The sequence below is a fragment of the Bifidobacterium sp. LH_419 genome (assembly GCF_056356955.1).
In genome coordinates this window covers 121,021-135,808 of record NZ_JBKEVG010000007.1, presented here as the reverse complement: position 1 = coordinate 135,808, position 14,788 = coordinate 121,021, and the positions used below count along the sequence as shown (strand labels likewise).

General features: G+C 64.7%; 7 protein-coding genes and 2 rRNA genes. 8 read left to right on the top strand and 1 reads right to left on the bottom strand.

Features of this window, described 5'->3' with window-relative positions; genetic code table 11:
* Positions 1-213: 213 nt before the first annotated feature.
* The 8 genes from AC1AYX_RS06300 to AC1AYX_RS06265 all read left to right on the top strand — a co-directional run bounded on the left by AC1AYX_RS06300 (position 214) and on the right by AC1AYX_RS06265 (position 13,306).
* Positions 214-3,277 (top strand): 23S ribosomal RNA (locus AC1AYX_RS06300).
* 7 nt (positions 3,278-3,284) lie between these two features.
* Positions 3,285-3,401: ribosomal RNA gene (gene rrf / locus AC1AYX_RS06295) — 5S ribosomal RNA — on the top strand.
* Between the two features lie 362 nt (positions 3,402-3,763).
* Positions 3,764-4,822, top strand: coding sequence for a GNAT family N-acetyltransferase (locus tag AC1AYX_RS06290; protein ID WP_476502711.1), 1,059 nt, complete (start codon positions 3,764-3,766; stop codon positions 4,820-4,822).
* Between the two features lie 157 nt (positions 4,823-4,979).
* Positions 4,980-5,294, top strand: coding sequence for a DUF2469 domain-containing protein (locus tag AC1AYX_RS06285; protein ID WP_163196996.1), 315 nt, complete (start codon positions 4,980-4,982; stop codon positions 5,292-5,294).
* 274 nt (positions 5,295-5,568) lie between these two features.
* Positions 5,569-7,467: a histidine-type phosphatase gene (locus AC1AYX_RS06280; RefSeq protein ID WP_476502710.1), complete on the top strand. Its 1,899-nt coding sequence runs from the start codon at positions 5,569-5,571 to the stop codon at positions 7,465-7,467.
* Positions 7,468-7,695: 228 nt separating this feature from the next.
* On the top strand, positions 7,696-9,300 hold the full coding sequence (locus AC1AYX_RS06275) for an NAD(P)/FAD-dependent oxidoreductase (protein WP_476502709.1): 1,605 nt from the start codon (positions 7,696-7,698) through the stop codon (positions 9,298-9,300).
* A gap of 202 nt (positions 9,301-9,502) precedes the next feature.
* Positions 9,503-11,653: a transcription termination factor Rho gene (rho, locus tag AC1AYX_RS06270; protein WP_476502708.1), complete on the top strand. Its 2,151-nt coding sequence runs from the start codon at positions 9,503-9,505 to the stop codon at positions 11,651-11,653.
* A gap of 360 nt (positions 11,654-12,013) precedes the next feature.
* Complete coding sequence (locus AC1AYX_RS06265; protein ID WP_476502707.1) at positions 12,014-13,306, top strand: ABC transporter substrate-binding protein; 1,293 nt, start codon at positions 12,014-12,016, stop codon at positions 13,304-13,306.
* A gap of 264 nt (positions 13,307-13,570) precedes the next feature.
* On the opposite strand, the gene AC1AYX_RS06260 is transcribed toward AC1AYX_RS06265, so the two are convergent.
* Complete coding sequence (locus AC1AYX_RS06260; RefSeq protein ID WP_476502706.1) at positions 13,571-14,497, bottom strand: glutamate cyclase domain-containing protein; 927 nt, start codon at positions 14,495-14,497, stop codon at positions 13,571-13,573.
* Between the last annotated feature and the right edge of the window lie 291 nt (positions 14,498-14,788).

Sequence of the window (14,788 nt, the reverse complement as noted above, 5' to 3'; positions counted from 1 at the left end):
GTGGGGCTTGGTGTGTGTTGGTGGTTTGAGAACTGGATAGTGGACGCGAGCAAGAGAACGAATTTGTTTTTCTTGTTTTGTTGATTTCGATCGAACTCCGAGGCTTTTGTCTTGGTGTTCGTTCGGTCGTTTTGTTGTGACCGTCAACGTGTTGTGTTGATGTGTCGTCCGATGTATTCGCGAATTTGGTTTTTGCCGGCTTCATGCTTCGAGTGTGTTGCTGGTAAGGGCGCAGTGGTGGATGCCTTGGCGGACAGGACCGATGAAGGACGTGTGGGGCCGCGATAGGCCTGGGGGAGCCGCCGACAGGGCTTTGATCCCAGGATNTCCGAATGGGGGAACCCGCCACCCTCGATGGGGTGGCACCGCTTTATGCGGGGGGTACGCAGGGAAGTGAAACATCTCAGTACCTGTAGGAAAGGATGTTCCGTGAGTAGTGGCGAGCGAAAGCGGATCAGGCCAAACCGGTGTCGTGTGATACCCGTCGGGGGTTGCGGCATCGGGGTTGCGGGAGCGTGTGTCCCGGTTCCGACGGACCGGGCGTGAGTTAGAAAACCGTGTGCGAGACGAACAGGATTGGATGCCTGGCCGTGGAGGGTGATGGCCCCGTAGTCGTATGCGCATGGTCTCATGATCGCGTGTTCCCAAGTAGCGCGGGCCTCGTGGAATCCCGTGTGAATCCGCCCCGACCGTGGGGTAAGCCTAGATATTCCTGTCCGACCGATAGTGAACTAGTACCGTGAGGGAAAGGTGAAAAGCACCCCGGGAGGGGAGTGAAAGAGTACCTGAAACCGTGCGCCTACGATCCGTCGGAGCCTCTTTGATGGGGTGACGGCGTGCCTATCGAAAAATGAGTCTGCGAGTCAGTGGCAGGTGGCGAGCGTAACCCGTGTGGGGTACGCGTAGCGAAGGCGAGTCTGAATAAGGCGTCTGAGTCGCTTGTCCTGGACCCGAAGCGGGATGATCTAGCCCTGGGCAGGTTGAAGCGCGGGTAGGACCGTGTGGAGGACCGCACCCACCTGGGTTGAAAACCGGGGGGATGACCTGGGGCTGGGGGTGAAAGGCCAATCAAATTCCGTGATAGCTGGTTCTCTCCGAAATGCATTTGGGTGCAGCGTCGGGTGATTGCTTGCGGGGGGTAGAGCTACTGGATGCTTGAGGGCCCATACCGGGTACCGACAGCAACCAAACTCCGAATACCCGTCAAGTGTATCCCGGCAGTGAGTCGGCGGGGGATAAGCTCCGTCGTCGAGAGGGAGACAGCCCAGACCGTCGTCTAAGGTCCCCAAGCGCGTGCTAAGTGGGAAAGGATGTGGAGTCGCATAGACAGCCAGGAGGTTGGCTCAGAAGCAGCCATCCTTGAAAGAGTGCGTAACAGCTCACTGGTCTAGTGGTTCCGCGCCGACAATGTAGCGGGGCTCAAGCACGCCACCGAAGACGCGGCAGCATGGTTTCCATGCTGGGTAGGAGAGCGTCCCATGCGGGTCGAAGCGGGAGCGTAAGCGTCCGTGGACTGCATGGGAGTGAGAATGCAGACATGAGTAGCGAGAGACGGGTGACAATCCCGTCCGCCGGATGACCAAGGGTTCCAGGGCCACGTTCGTCGTCCCTGGGTGAGTCGGGTCCTAAGGCGAGGCCGACAGGCGTAGTCGAATGGATGAACGGGTCGATATTCCCGTACCGGCCATGAACCGAACAGACCTGAAAGATTGACACTAACCTCCGGGAGCGTCGGATCCATCCTTCGGGGTGGTGACGGTGGTCCTGTTGGGAACTGATTTCCGGTAGGGTAGCGCGTGGAGTGACGCGGATGGCATGCCGGGTCCGGAGGTGGTTTTCCGGGTCCAAGCGTGCGGGGCCTTCCCCAGGCAAATCCGGGGAAACGTATGGCCCGAGGCGTGATGGGGGCGTTCCTTTCGAACGTCTTCCGGTGGGTCCGTCCGTCGAGAAAAGCTTCGGCGCGAGGCGCATGGGCGCCCGTACCCCAAACCGACACTGGTGGTCAGGTAGAGCATACCAAGGCGATCGAGCGAATCCTGGTCAAGGAACTCGGCAAATCACTCCCGTTCCTTCGGTTTAAGGGAGACCCCCGATGGTGAACCGGCTTGCCCGGGGAGCGGTTGGGGGTGGCACAATCCAGGGGGTAGCGACTGTTTACCAAAAACACAGGTGCATGCGAAGGCGCAAGCCGCTGTATATGCACTGACGCCTGCCCGGTGCCGGAAGGTTAAGAGGATCCGTCAACNGGTGAAGCGGTGAATTCAAGCCCCGGTAAACGGCGGTGGTAACTATAACCATCCTAAGGTAGCGAAATTCCTTGTCGGGTAAGTTCCGACCTGCACGAATGGCGTAACGACTTCCCCACTGTCTCGACCAGGAGCTCGGCGAAATTGCAGTACGAGTAAAGATGCTCGTTAAGCGCAGAAGGACGAAAAGACCCCGGGACCTTTACTATACCTTGGTATTGGCATTCGGTGTGGATTGTGTAGCATAGGCGGGAGACTTGGAAGCATGGACGCCAGTCCGTGTGGAGTCGCAAGGTGAAATACCGCTCTGTTCGCATTGGATGTCTCACCACGAGCAGTGATCCTGCTCTGGGACAGTGCCTGGCGGGTAGTTTAACTGGGGCGGTTGCCTCCCAAAGAGTAACGGAGGCGCTCAAAGGTCCCCTCAGCCCGGTTGGCAATCGGGTGGCGAGTGCAAGTGCACAAGGGGGCTTGACTGCGAGACCGACGGGTCGAGCAGGGACGAAAGTCGGAACTAGTGATCCGGTGCCGGTGTACGGACGCGGCATCGCTCAACGGATAAAAGGTACCCCGGGGATAACAGGCTGATCATTCCCAAGAGTCCATATCGACGGGATGGTTTGGCACCTCGATGTCGGCTCGTCGCATCCTGGGGCTGGAGCAGGTCCCAAGGGTTCGGCTGTTCGCCGATCAAAGCGGCACGCGAGCTGGGTTCAGAACGTCGTGAGACAGTTTGGTCTCTATCCTCTGCGCTCGTCGGAATACTGAGGAGACCTGCCCATAGTACGAGAGGACCTGGGTGGACGAACCTCCGGTACGCCGGTTGTCACGCCAGTGGCACCGCCGGTTGGCTGCGTTCGGAAGGGATAACCGCTGAAAGCATCTAAGCGGGAAGCCCGCTCCAAGATAAGTATTCCCAGGGAACTACGGTTCCTGAGACCCCCCATGCAGAACACGTGGTCGATAGGCCGGACGTGGAAGCCCCGCGAGGGGTGGAGCCGACCGGTACTAACGGGGAAGCGCGACACACNGAAGATTTGCGGCGGTCATAGCCCAGGAGAGACGCCCGGTCCCATTCCGAACCCGGAAGCTAAGACCTGGCACGGCGATGGTACTGCACCCGAGAGAGTGTGGGAGAGTAGCACGCCGCCGCATCACACGATAAGGAAGGCCCTTGGTCGAGCAACAGCTCCCAAGGGCCCTCGCATATCTACAGACACACGCCATCACCCCCTCAGCCCGCCTCGCGGGCAGCTCCCCCTCACAAGGGGAGCAGAGGGAGGAACCACAACAACAGGTGACGGACCCCCTCAGCCCGCTTTGCGGACAGCTCCCCCTTGGAGGGGCGCAAAGAAAATGCAGGGGAGCAAAAGACGACACCAAGAGGGAGCACAAGAAGAAGGAGTGCTCAGGGGGTTTTCAGGGTTTATGCAGACGAGTACGATAGTTTCGTCAATGATTGGCTTCAACGAGGCGATGCCGATCAGGCGAACGAATGCGAGGGAATGGACAAGGAAATGACTGAGCACACGGAAGCATCGGTGACCGAGCCGCGGCGAGACCTGCCGGAGCGCATCGTGATTCCGCCCATCCGCGGCGAAATGGTGCACCTGCGCCCCGCCACCGTGGAGGACCTGCCCAAGCTCGACGAGCTCGAGGCCTTCAGCGGCGCCACGAAGATCACCGGCAAGGATGAGGCCGCCGAGCGTGCCGTCGTACACGCGTGGGTCCGTCGTTCCGTCGCGTGGACGGAAGGCCAGGCCCCCAGCGAATCCGGCGTGGGCGATCCGGAATCCCGTCGCACGATGGCATGGGCGCTGCTCACCGACGCCGATCATGACGCCGATCACGAGGTCGACGCCGCGGCTACCGGCAACGTCATCGGCATGATTTTCCTCATCGACATCGACGGATGGTCCCGGTCCGCACGCATCCAGGTCATCCTCGGCAAGGACTATCGCGGCCGCGGCTACTCGCGCGACGCGATGCCGCGCGTCATGACCTACGGCTTCGCACCCGAACCCGCCGGCCTCGGCATGCACCGCATCTGGGTGGCCGTGCCCGAACAGAACTCGCGATCCGTGTCCGTCTACCAGTCGCTCGGCTTCGAACCGTCCGGCACCTCGCGCGACGCGCTGTGGGATCCGGCGAGCGGCAAGTACCAGGACCTCATCGTCATGGACACCCTCGTCGACGAATACGATCCGATCCGCTCGCTCGACGCGTTCGGCATGCACGTCATCGAGGACAATCCCGGCGTGAAGGAGGCGCTGAGCGCGCGTGAGCACTCGATCGCCATCCAGCAGCGTCGACGCGACGGTGCCGATGCGGCGGACGGCGCGACGCGCGCCGACGACGCAATCGCGCCGAGCCGCGGCGACGCACACCACATGACGCCGGACGAGGCGCGCGAACGGCTCGGACTACCGCCGAAACAGGCGGAAGCGGCGGGAACGCACGCCGGCGAGACGGACGAGGAAAGCAACTGGCCGTACGGTCAGAGCGAACGCAAGACGTCCAAAGAAGCGTGGTGGCGCACGCTCGGCCGCGGGCGCAAACGCGAATCGGAAAAGTGACGCGTCGCGCCGGGAACCGCCGCCGGCGGCGGAACGGCGCAAAGGACCGGGCTATCGGTACAGTGGTAGCCGGTAAAGTACGACCGACAGGACGGGCCGCATCGGCGACGGGAACGTCGCGATGCGGCCATTGGTTTGAGAAGGACAAGCGATAGACATGAGTGCCGAGGATCTCGACAACTACGAAACCGACGCCGAACTGGCGCTGTACAAGGAATACCGTGACGTCATCAAGCTGTTCACCTACGTGGTGGAGACGGAACGCCGCTTCTACCTGGCGAACAAGGTGGACTTCAACGTGCGTTCCGCCGGGCAGGACGTGTACTTCGACGTGCAGCTCACCGACGCGTGGGTGTGGGACGTGTACCGTCCGAGCAGGTTTGTGAAGAACGTGCGCATCGTGACGTTCAAGGACGTCAACGTGGAGGAAGTGCAGAAGTCGGATATCGACATTCCGGACGATATCCACTGATTCTGAGCGAGTGCGGCCGGACTGAGCGGGGTCTACCCCTCAGTCGGCTTTCAGCCGACAGCTCCCCTGCAAGGGGAGCCGAGAGATGGCGGCTCGAGATTTGAGCGGGACGGGATGCTCCCTCAGTCGGCCTTCGGCCGTCAGCTCCCCCTGAAGGGGGCGCAAGGGAGCAGGGAAGGACGTCGCCCGGCGTTCATGCGGGGGTGGGGGAGAGTTCAGACGGTTCACCTCGCCGACGCGTGTCCCGTTCGATTTGCCCCGATAGAACGGGGGCATGCGTATAGAGAGAATCCACAGGGGAATCATAGGTTCCGTCGCGGGTCTCGCCGCGTTGGCCACGCTGATGGCCGGCGGCGTGACCGCGCCGATCCCGTCCGCCGCCGCGTTGTCCGGCGACGGCCAGTACTACAGCAGCAAGCAGCCGTACGTGGCGCCGAGCGACGAGACCATCGCCGCCTACAGCACGGCCCCGGCCGGCTACGAGCCGATCTACACCGAGTCGATGGCCCGCCACGGCTCGCGCGGCCTGTCCAGCTACAAGTACGACGCGTTGCTCAAGAAGATGGCCGAGGCCGCGGCCAAGGACGGCGGCTTCAAATCCGACGCCATCCGCGACGAGTTCACGAAGAACCTCGACGCCATCACCGCCGCCAACGTGGAGAACGGCTACGGCATGCTCACCGGCCAAGGCGCCGACCAGCATCAGGGCATCGGCGCACGCGCCTACCAGCGCAACAAGGCGCTGTTCGACGCCGCCGCGAAGAGCGGCGACGACGCGGCCATCGCCTACCAGACGTCCGGCGAGGCGCGTGCCACCGAATCCGGCGAGAACTTCGCGCGCGGATTCGACCAGGCATCCGGCGGCGAGCTCAAGGACAGCACCGTCACGCCCGCGGACCCGGCCGGCACGACCGGCGAGACCGCCAAATTCGACAAGACGCCCAACACCCTCTACTTCCACAAGAGCGAGAACCCGGACGGCACCACGAAGACCGGCGACGCGCTGAAGATCGCCCAGGAATACGAGGACTTCGTCGCCAACGACAAGACCATCGCCGGCGCGGAGGACACGATCGCCGCCGACCCGCAGCTCACCCAGGCCGCCCACGACCTGCTCTCGCGGATCTTCACCGACGACTTCCTGAACAAGCTCAAGGCCGGCGACTACACGTGGTACAACACCGCCGACGGCACCAAGGGCGGGGCCGTCAACTGTGCGCCCGGCGCCGATCCCGCCAAGGACGCCGACGCGTGCGGCGAGGCCAAGAAGAAGATCGCCTCCGAATACGACGCCGCGATGGACCTGTACAACCTGTACATCATCGCCGCCGACATGAAGAACGAGAACACCGGAAGCCACACGTTCGACTTCGACCAGTACTTCACCGGCGACCAGGCCAAGGACGCCGAGCTGTTCGCATGGGCGCTCGACGCCGAGGACTTCTACGAGAAGGGCCCGAGCCGCGCCGGCCAGAACGAGACGTACAAGATCGCGCAGCCGCTGCTCGACGACTTCTTCAACGCCATCGACAAGCGCGTGGCCGGCGGGAAGACCGTCGCCACGTTCCGCTTCGCCCACGCCGAGACGATGATGCCGTTCGCCGCGCTCCTCGGCCTGCCCGGCTCCACCCAGCAGGCGCCCGACAGCACGACCGACGTGTACACCTACGCGAACAACAAGTGGCGCGGCGAATCGGTCACTCCGATGGCCGCCAACGTGCAATGGGACGTGGTCGCCAAGCCCGGCAACGATCCGAAGACCGGGCGCGCCTACACGCCGCTCGTGCGCATGCTCTACAACGAGACCGAGATCCCGTTCCGCGACGAATGCATGCCGATCGCCGAAGGCTCCCACTGGTACAAGCTCACCGAACTCAAGACCTGCCTCAACGCGGACCAGAACGGCAAGCACAACACCCTCGGCGACGCCGCCCGCCTCGACCTGACCGCCGCTCCCGATGGCACTGATGGGGGTAACGGCACTACCGGGGAAGACGGTGCCGGACAGACGGAAAGCCCGAATGGTCATCCGCAGGCTCAGGGCGGCGTCCGTAAGACCGCCGCGTTGTCGCGCACCGGCGCCGGAGCCGCGTGGTTCGCTGTCGTGGCGACGGCGTTGGCGCTCGCCGGCGTCTCGATCCGCCTGTGGCGCGATCGTCGGGTCCGTCGCTGACGGTGTGACGGTACCGGCGTGAGGATGCGGCCGTCTCGTTCCTGCGGACGAGACGGCCGCATCGTTTGTCGTGTGGTTTCGCCGTTTGCCGTTCGCCGTTTCGCCGCGACTTCCGTCACGTTGTGGCGACGATGATGGGGATGATTCTGTGTGTATCCGCACATGTGCGGCGTGCGGTTCCGGGCGCTCCGGTAGGATATGCGTGATTTTTGTTATAAGGAGATGAACGTGACCGACAAGCAATCCGTGGTGATCATCGGCGGCGGCCCGGCGGGCCTGACCGCGGCATGGGAGCTCATCAAGGACGGCGGCGCCGACAAGTATGACGTCACCGTTCTGGAGGAGACCCGCGAATTCGGCGGTATCTCGCGCACCGTGAAGCATAACGGCAACCGCATGGACATCGGCGGCCACCGTTTCTTCTCGAAGGACGACCGCATCATGGACTGGTGGAAGGACGTCCTGCCGCTGCAGGGCGCGCCCTCCTACGACGACAAGAAGCTCGGCCGCGAGCACGACATGGAGCCGGGCGGCCCTGATCCGGAGAAGGAAGACAAGGTGATGCTCAAGCGCCACCGCGTCTCCCGCATCTACTGGAATCGCCACTTCTTCGACTACCCGATCTCCCTGAGCCCCAACACGCTCAAGGCGATGGGCTTCAAGCTGACCATGGTCGCCGGCTTCTCCTACCTCAAGTCGATGATCCACAAGCTGCCCGAGGACAACCTCGAGAACTTCTACATCAACCGCTTCGGCCGCAAGCTGTACTCGATGTTCTTCGAGGGCTACACGGAGAAGCTGTGGGGACGCCACCCCTCCCAGATCTCCGCCGACTGGGGCGCGCAGCGCGTCAAGGGCCTGTCCATCCTCGGCGTGCTCAAGAACGCGTTCCAGAAGCTCATGCCCAAGAAGCGCTCCAACGCCGAGGTCGAGACCTCCCTCATCGAGGAGTTCTGGTACCCGAAGTACGGCCCCGGCCAGCTGTGGGAGACCGTCGAGCACAACTGCGAGGCCGCCGGCGTCAAGGTCGTCACCGACGCGAAGGTCGTCGAGGTCCGTCAGGACGGCGGCCACATCACGTCCGTCGTGACCGAGGACTCCGAAGGCAACCGCAACGAGCTCACCGCCGACCAGTTCATCTCCTCGATGCCGGTCAAGGACCTCGTCAACGCGATCGACGCCGGCCGCGAATCCGTCGACGGCACGCACGCCCCCGCCGACATGGTCGAGGTCGCCAACGGCCTGCCGTACCGCGACTTCGTGACCGTCGGCCTGCTCGTCAAGCACCTGCGCCTCAAGAACACCACCGACATCCCCACGCTCGGCACCCCGCAGATCGTGCCGGACTGCTGGATCTACGTGCAGGACCCGGGCTACAAGGTCGGCCGCCTCCAGATCTTCAACAACTGGAGCCCGTACCTCGTCAAGGACGTCGACAACACCGTGTGGATCGGCCTCGAATACTTCTGCGAGGAAGGCGACGCCTTCTGGAACATGAGCGAGGAGGAGGCCACCAAGTTCGCCATCGCCGAGCTCACCCGCATGCACGTCATCAACGGTCCCGCCGACGTGCTCGACTCCCACCGCGAACGCGTCAAGAAGGCGTACCCCGCCTACTTCGACACCTACTCCCGCATGGACGAGCTCGTCGAATACCTCGACGGCTTCGGCAACCTCTACTGCGTCGGCCGCAACGGCCAGCACCGCTACAACAACATGGACCACTCCATGGCCACCGCCATCGAGGCCGTCGGCAACATCAAGTCCGGCAAGACCTCGAAGAAGAACGTGTGGTCGGTCAACACCGATAAGTCCTACCACGAACAGAAGTAGTCGGTAAGGCACGTCCTGCATAGCCCCCTCGGTTCCCCGAGGGGGCTTTTGCGTTGGTCGGCTCGACGTTGTAGAGTGAGTGCAGTTCGCGGGCATTGCATTGCGGCGAACGTTTCGTAGCGGCCAAGGCCGCAATCACATTTCAGGCGCGTGCCGGTGCGGTATGCCGTAACGGTGGGCGCTGTGGAAAGGTAAGAACACCGTGGCCAATAGCCAGAATCTTGAGGATATGAAGCTGCCGGAGCTCAAGGAGCTCGCCAAGCAGATGGGTCTGCGCGGCACGTCGACCATGCGCAAGCCGGAGTTGCTCGCCACGCTGCAGGCGGCGCGTTCCGGAGGTGCGGCTCCCGAAGGCGTCACCGTGCGCGCTCCGAAGAAGACCACGAAGTCCTCCGCCAAGACCGCCGCCAAGAGCGCGAAGACCGCGGCGAAGTCCGACGAGCAGCCGGCCGCCGCGACCGAATCGAACGCGGCCGAACAGGCCTCCGCCCAGACCGAGGCCCCCGTCGCCGAGTCCGCGACGAATCATGAATCCGCCGAATCCGCCGCCCCGGCCGAGGCCCAGCCGGCCGCCCAGACCGCGGAATCGCCGATTGACGCCATCGACTTCCCCGCGCCGAAGTCCCGTCGCAGCGCGCGCAGGAACGACGACGAGGAGCGTCCCGCCCGTCGCGACCGCCGCACCAACGCCGCGGCCGACACCCCGCTCATCGACACCACGCACCTGCTCGACACGCTCGACCTCGGCAAGGCGACCGACGAGCCGGAACATCCGCGCGGCCGTCGTCACACCATCGACGAGAACGGCGACGAGATCATCGTCGCGAACGTGCGTCGCCGTCGTCGCCCGTCCGAGGAGAAGGAGCCGCAGGAGGAGGTCGTGCGCGATCTCGACGACATCCTCGCCACGCTCCCCACGCAGGACAACGCCCCGCGCAAGGACGACGAGGAGGAGCCGCGCCGCGGCCGGAACGACCGCAACATGCGCGGCGAGCGTCGCGACCGCGGCGACGCGCGCGACGATCACGCGGATCGTCGCGGCCGTCGCCTGCGCGGTCGCGGACGCGACTTCGACGATCGCGACGACCGTCGCAACAACCGTGACGACCGTCGCGACGCCGATCGCGACGTGCGCGACCTGCGGTTCGACGATCGCGGCGACCGCAACATGCGCGGCGACCGCGACGCCCGCGGCGAACAGAACGACCTCGTGCCGGTCGCCGGCATCGTCGACGTGCTCGACTCCTACGCGTTCGTGCGCACGTCCGGCTACCTGCCGGGCCCGAACGACGTGTACGTCTCGATGGGACAGGTCAAGAAGTACGGTCTTCGCAAGGGCGACGCCGTGCACGGCGCCATCCGCGCGCCGCGCGAAGGCGACCGCCGCAACCAGCGTCAGAAGTTCGTGCCGCTGCAGTCCATCGATTCGATCAACGGGATGACCGTCGAGCAGGCGCTGAACCGCCCGCAGTTCAGCAAGCTGACACCGCTGTACCCGCAGGAGCGACTCAAGCAGGAGACCACGCCGAACAAGCTGACCGGCCGCATCATGGACATCGTCTCGCCGATCGGCAAGGGCCAGCGTGGCCTGATCGTCTCCCCGCCGAAGGCCGGCAAGACGATCACGCTGCAGAACATCGCGAACTCGATCACCGCGAACAACCCGGAAGTCCACCTGATGGTCGTGCTCGTGGACGAGCGTCCGGAGGAAGTCACCGACATGGAGCGCACCGTGCAGGGCGAGGTCATCTCCTCGACCTTCGACCGCCCCGCCTCCGACCACACCACCGTCGCCGAACTCGCCATCGAACGCGCGAAGCGACTCGTGGAACTCGGCCAGGACGTGGTCGTGCTGCTCGACTCGATGACCCGACTCGCGCGCGCCTACAACATCGCTGCGCCCGCCTCCGGCCGCATCCTTTCCGGCGGCGTCGACGCGCAGGCCCTGTACCCGCCGAAGAAGTTCTTCGGCGCGGCCCGCAACATCGAGAACGGCGGCTCGCTGACCATCATCGCGTCCGCGCTGGTCGAAACCGGCTCCAAGATGGACGAGGTGATTTTCGAGGAGTTCAAGGGCACCGGCAACATGGAGCTGCGCCTGTCGCGCGAACTCGCCGACAAGCGACTCTTCCCGGCCATCGACATCAACGCGTCCGGCACGCGTCGCGAGGAGCTTATCACCGCGCCGCAGGAACTGCCGGTCGTCTACCGACTGCGCCGACTGCTCGGCGGCATGGAGCCCGAGCAGGCGTACCAGACGCTCGTGCCGCGCCTCAAGAAGACCGCCACGAACCGCGACTTCCTCGCCGCGATCGTGCAGCAGACCGGCGGCGGCTCGGTCAACGGCAACTGAGTGGGGGAGCCGGTCGGCTGGGTTGGTTGGTCCTGCCGGTCCTGCCGGTCCTGAACCGCCGGTGACTACCCCTCAGTCCGGCTGCGCCGGCCAGCTCCCCTGACAAGGGGAGCCGAGGACATCGTGAGCCCCGTCCGTGACGTTATGTTACGGACGGGGCTTGTTCGTTTCGGGGGGATTACCGGTGAGCGCACCGCGTTTCCGCGGGTTTTCGGGCGTCACCGGGCGGTTACACGGGAACAATGCGGCCGAATCACGCGCCTCGTACCGTCGGGAACCAAGATTCAAGCGAACGGTTCATACGAATCATCAAGCGGGAATCCCGACATCACGAAGCATAGAGAGGAACGTGATGAGGCTATGAAGCAGGCACGAACGAAGAACACGACGCATACGAGGATCATGGCGTTGACGGCGATGGTCGCCGCCGCGGCGATGGCGCTGGCCGGCTGCGGCTCGGCCGGCTCGGGCGATTCGGGCGCGAGCGGGTCGGGCGGCGCGAGCGGCGGCTCCGGCGCGTTCCTGGCGGCCGGACTGTTCCCGTCCACCGGTTCGATGGCGTACATCGGACCGTCCAACGTGGCGACGTTGAAACTCGCCGTCGACGACATCAACGCGGCAGGCGGCGTGCTCGGCAAGGACGCGTCCGGCACCACCGCCGACACGTCCGACGCGGACCACGCCGACCAGAACACGGCCGCCGCGCAATCCGTGCTGAGCAAGAACCCGTCCGTCGTGATCGGCCCGCCGTCCAGCTCCGTCGTCAAGAACAGCTACAAGCAGGTGACCGCGGCCGGCGTGCCGATGATCTCCAACGGCGCCACCTCCACCGCGTTCAGTGGACTCAACGACCTCTTCTTCCGCACGATTCCGCCGGACACCGTGCAGGGCGCCGTGCTCGGCCAGGTCATCGCCCAGGCCGGCGTGAAGAACCTCGCCATCACGGTGTTCAACGACGAATACGGCACGTCGCTGCGTGACGTCGTCGTCAAGACCGTCGAGAACGCGGGCGTCAACGTCGTCTACGGCGAGAAGGACACGTTCGATCCGACCGAGACGAACTTCTCGTCGATCGCCACCGCCGTGAAGGCCGCCAAGCCGGACGCCGTGCTCGTCATCGCGTTCGACCAGACCGTCTCGCTCGTCAAGGCGCTGAAAACCGCCGGCATCGACACGCACAAGCTGTACATGACCGACGGCAACACCGTCGACCATTCCGACGACTTCGAAGCGGGACTGCTGGAAGGCACCGTCGGCACCATCCCCGGCGCGCATCCGACCGACGAGTTCCAGGCGCGCGTGAAGAAGATCGACCCGAAGGTCAAGGACTTCACCTACGCGGCCGAGACGTATGACGCGGTGATCCTCGCCGCGCTCGCCGCGCAGAAGGGCGGCGCGACCGACGGCAAGACCGTGGCCAAGAACCTGCCCGCCGTGTCCGGCGTGGGCGGCGGCGAGAAGTGCGACTCGTACAAGGCGTGCCTCGCGCTGCTGAAGGACGGCAAGGACATCCAGTACAAGGGCCAAGCCAGCATCGGACCGTTCAACGACGCGCACGACCCGTCCACCGCGTCGATCGGCATCTACAAGTTCGACGCGAACAACAAGCCGGTCTTCGACCACGCGCAGGAAGGCTCCGTGCCGAAGGCATGAGTCGGGTGATCGCAGTCGCGGGAAGTTGCGCGTTCGCGGTGATGGACCGCGAGTCCGCAGCGACGAAGAGGCGGTTTCCGGGTGATTCCGGGAACCGCCTCTGTCGCGTCTGGGGGTACGGGAGCCCCCTCAGTCGGGCTTCGCCCGCCAGCTCCCCTGCAGGGGGAGCAAGAAAGTCGGAATGTGGCGTATACACGATTCCTTTGCGCCCCCTTGAGGGGGAGCTGTCCGCGACGGCGGACTGAGGGGGGTGAAGACGCGCGCTTACGCCGCGAGGGCGCTGAGGGCGTCGATCTCGGCGTAGTAGCGGTCCGGGTCGAGACCGTCGACGGTGGCGACGTTGGTCATGTGGACGCCGTCGAGGCCGCCGTGCGCGACGATCGTCGCCAACGTCTCGCGATGCCACGCGGACTTGAGATACGGGTCGATCGCCGGCTGCCCCATCGCGCGCATCGCGCAGACGAGCGCGTGCGCGCCCCAGTTCGACGTTCCGGACACGATGAGCTCGTCCGTCGCCACACGGCACGCGATCTTCTCGCCATGGTCGACGACGCCCTCGATCGCGTATTCGGCGACGCGGCCCATGCCGATCTCGTTGCCGCCGTCGCCCACGCCGATCGTGTGCAGTTGCAGCTGCGTGAGCCGGCTCAGCGGCGCCGTCCACTCGGTGATGTCGATGCCGCGCATGTTGCGCGGATGGCCGTCCGCCGCGGGGCCGACGCGTTCGATGTAAATGATCGTGTCGATGTCGTTCGCCTTCGCCAGGTCGATGACGCCGTTCATCCATCCGTCGAACCTGTCACGCACCGGCGCGATGAGGATATGGTCGTCCGGCAGCATCGTCGCCGCGCTCGGACGGATCACCGATTCGCAGCAGTCGTCCGTGACGAGCCACGCGTCGCCGCCGATCGCGCGCAACGCCATGCACACCTCCAACGCGCCCAGCGGTCCATCGGTTTCGGCGGCCGGGACCTGGGCCTTCGGGATATAGAAGCCGGTGACGACGAGCGCCTTGGCCGGTTTCCCGGTGACGAGCTGGCGCGCCGCGCGGAACAGGTCGCCGCGCGAGAACGTCATCAGCGTCTCCGAGCCGCGGCCCACGTCGCGGCTCGCCAGGTTCGCGATCTTCGCGATCCGCGGGTAGAAGCGCCAACTCGCGAGGTTCGCGATTGAAGCGGTATTGCTGTCCATGATGATTCCCTTCTCTTGTGGTGTACACGGAACCCCCTCAGTCGGCCTGCGGCCGCCAGCTCCCCCTCAAGGGGGCTCAAGGCAGCAGCATGTCCCTCCGAGAGGCGGCGGTCCGCCGGTTGCGGCGGCTTCGTTCCTCTGCGCCCCTCAGGGGCGAGATGTTGGCGAGCGAGCCTGCGACGCCGGCCCGGCTTCGTTCCTCTGCGCCCCCTTTCAGGGGGAGCTGTCCGCGATAGCGGACTGAGGGGGTGCCTACGGTCTTGGCCCCCTCTGACGAGGGGGCTCCCGGCG

Excerpts from the sequence above, each read along its gene's own strand:
- AC1AYX_RS06290 (WP_476502711.1), top strand. The coding sequence starts at position 3,764 with ATGACTGAGCACACGGAAGCATCGGTGACCGAGCCGCGGCGAGACCTG.
- AC1AYX_RS06285 (WP_163196996.1), top strand. The coding sequence starts at position 4,980 with ATGAGTGCCGAGGATCTCGACAACTACGAAACCGACGCCGAACTGGCG.
- AC1AYX_RS06280 (WP_476502710.1), top strand. The coding sequence starts at position 5,569 with ATGCGTATAGAGAGAATCCACAGGGGAATCATAGGTTCCGTCGCGGGT.
- AC1AYX_RS06265 (WP_476502707.1), top strand. The coding sequence starts at position 12,014 with ATGAAGCAGGCACGAACGAAGAACACGACGCATACGAGGATCATGGCG.
- AC1AYX_RS06260 (WP_476502706.1), bottom strand. The coding sequence starts at position 14,497 with ATGGACAGCAATACCGCTTCAATCGCGAACCTCGCGAGTTGGCGCTTC.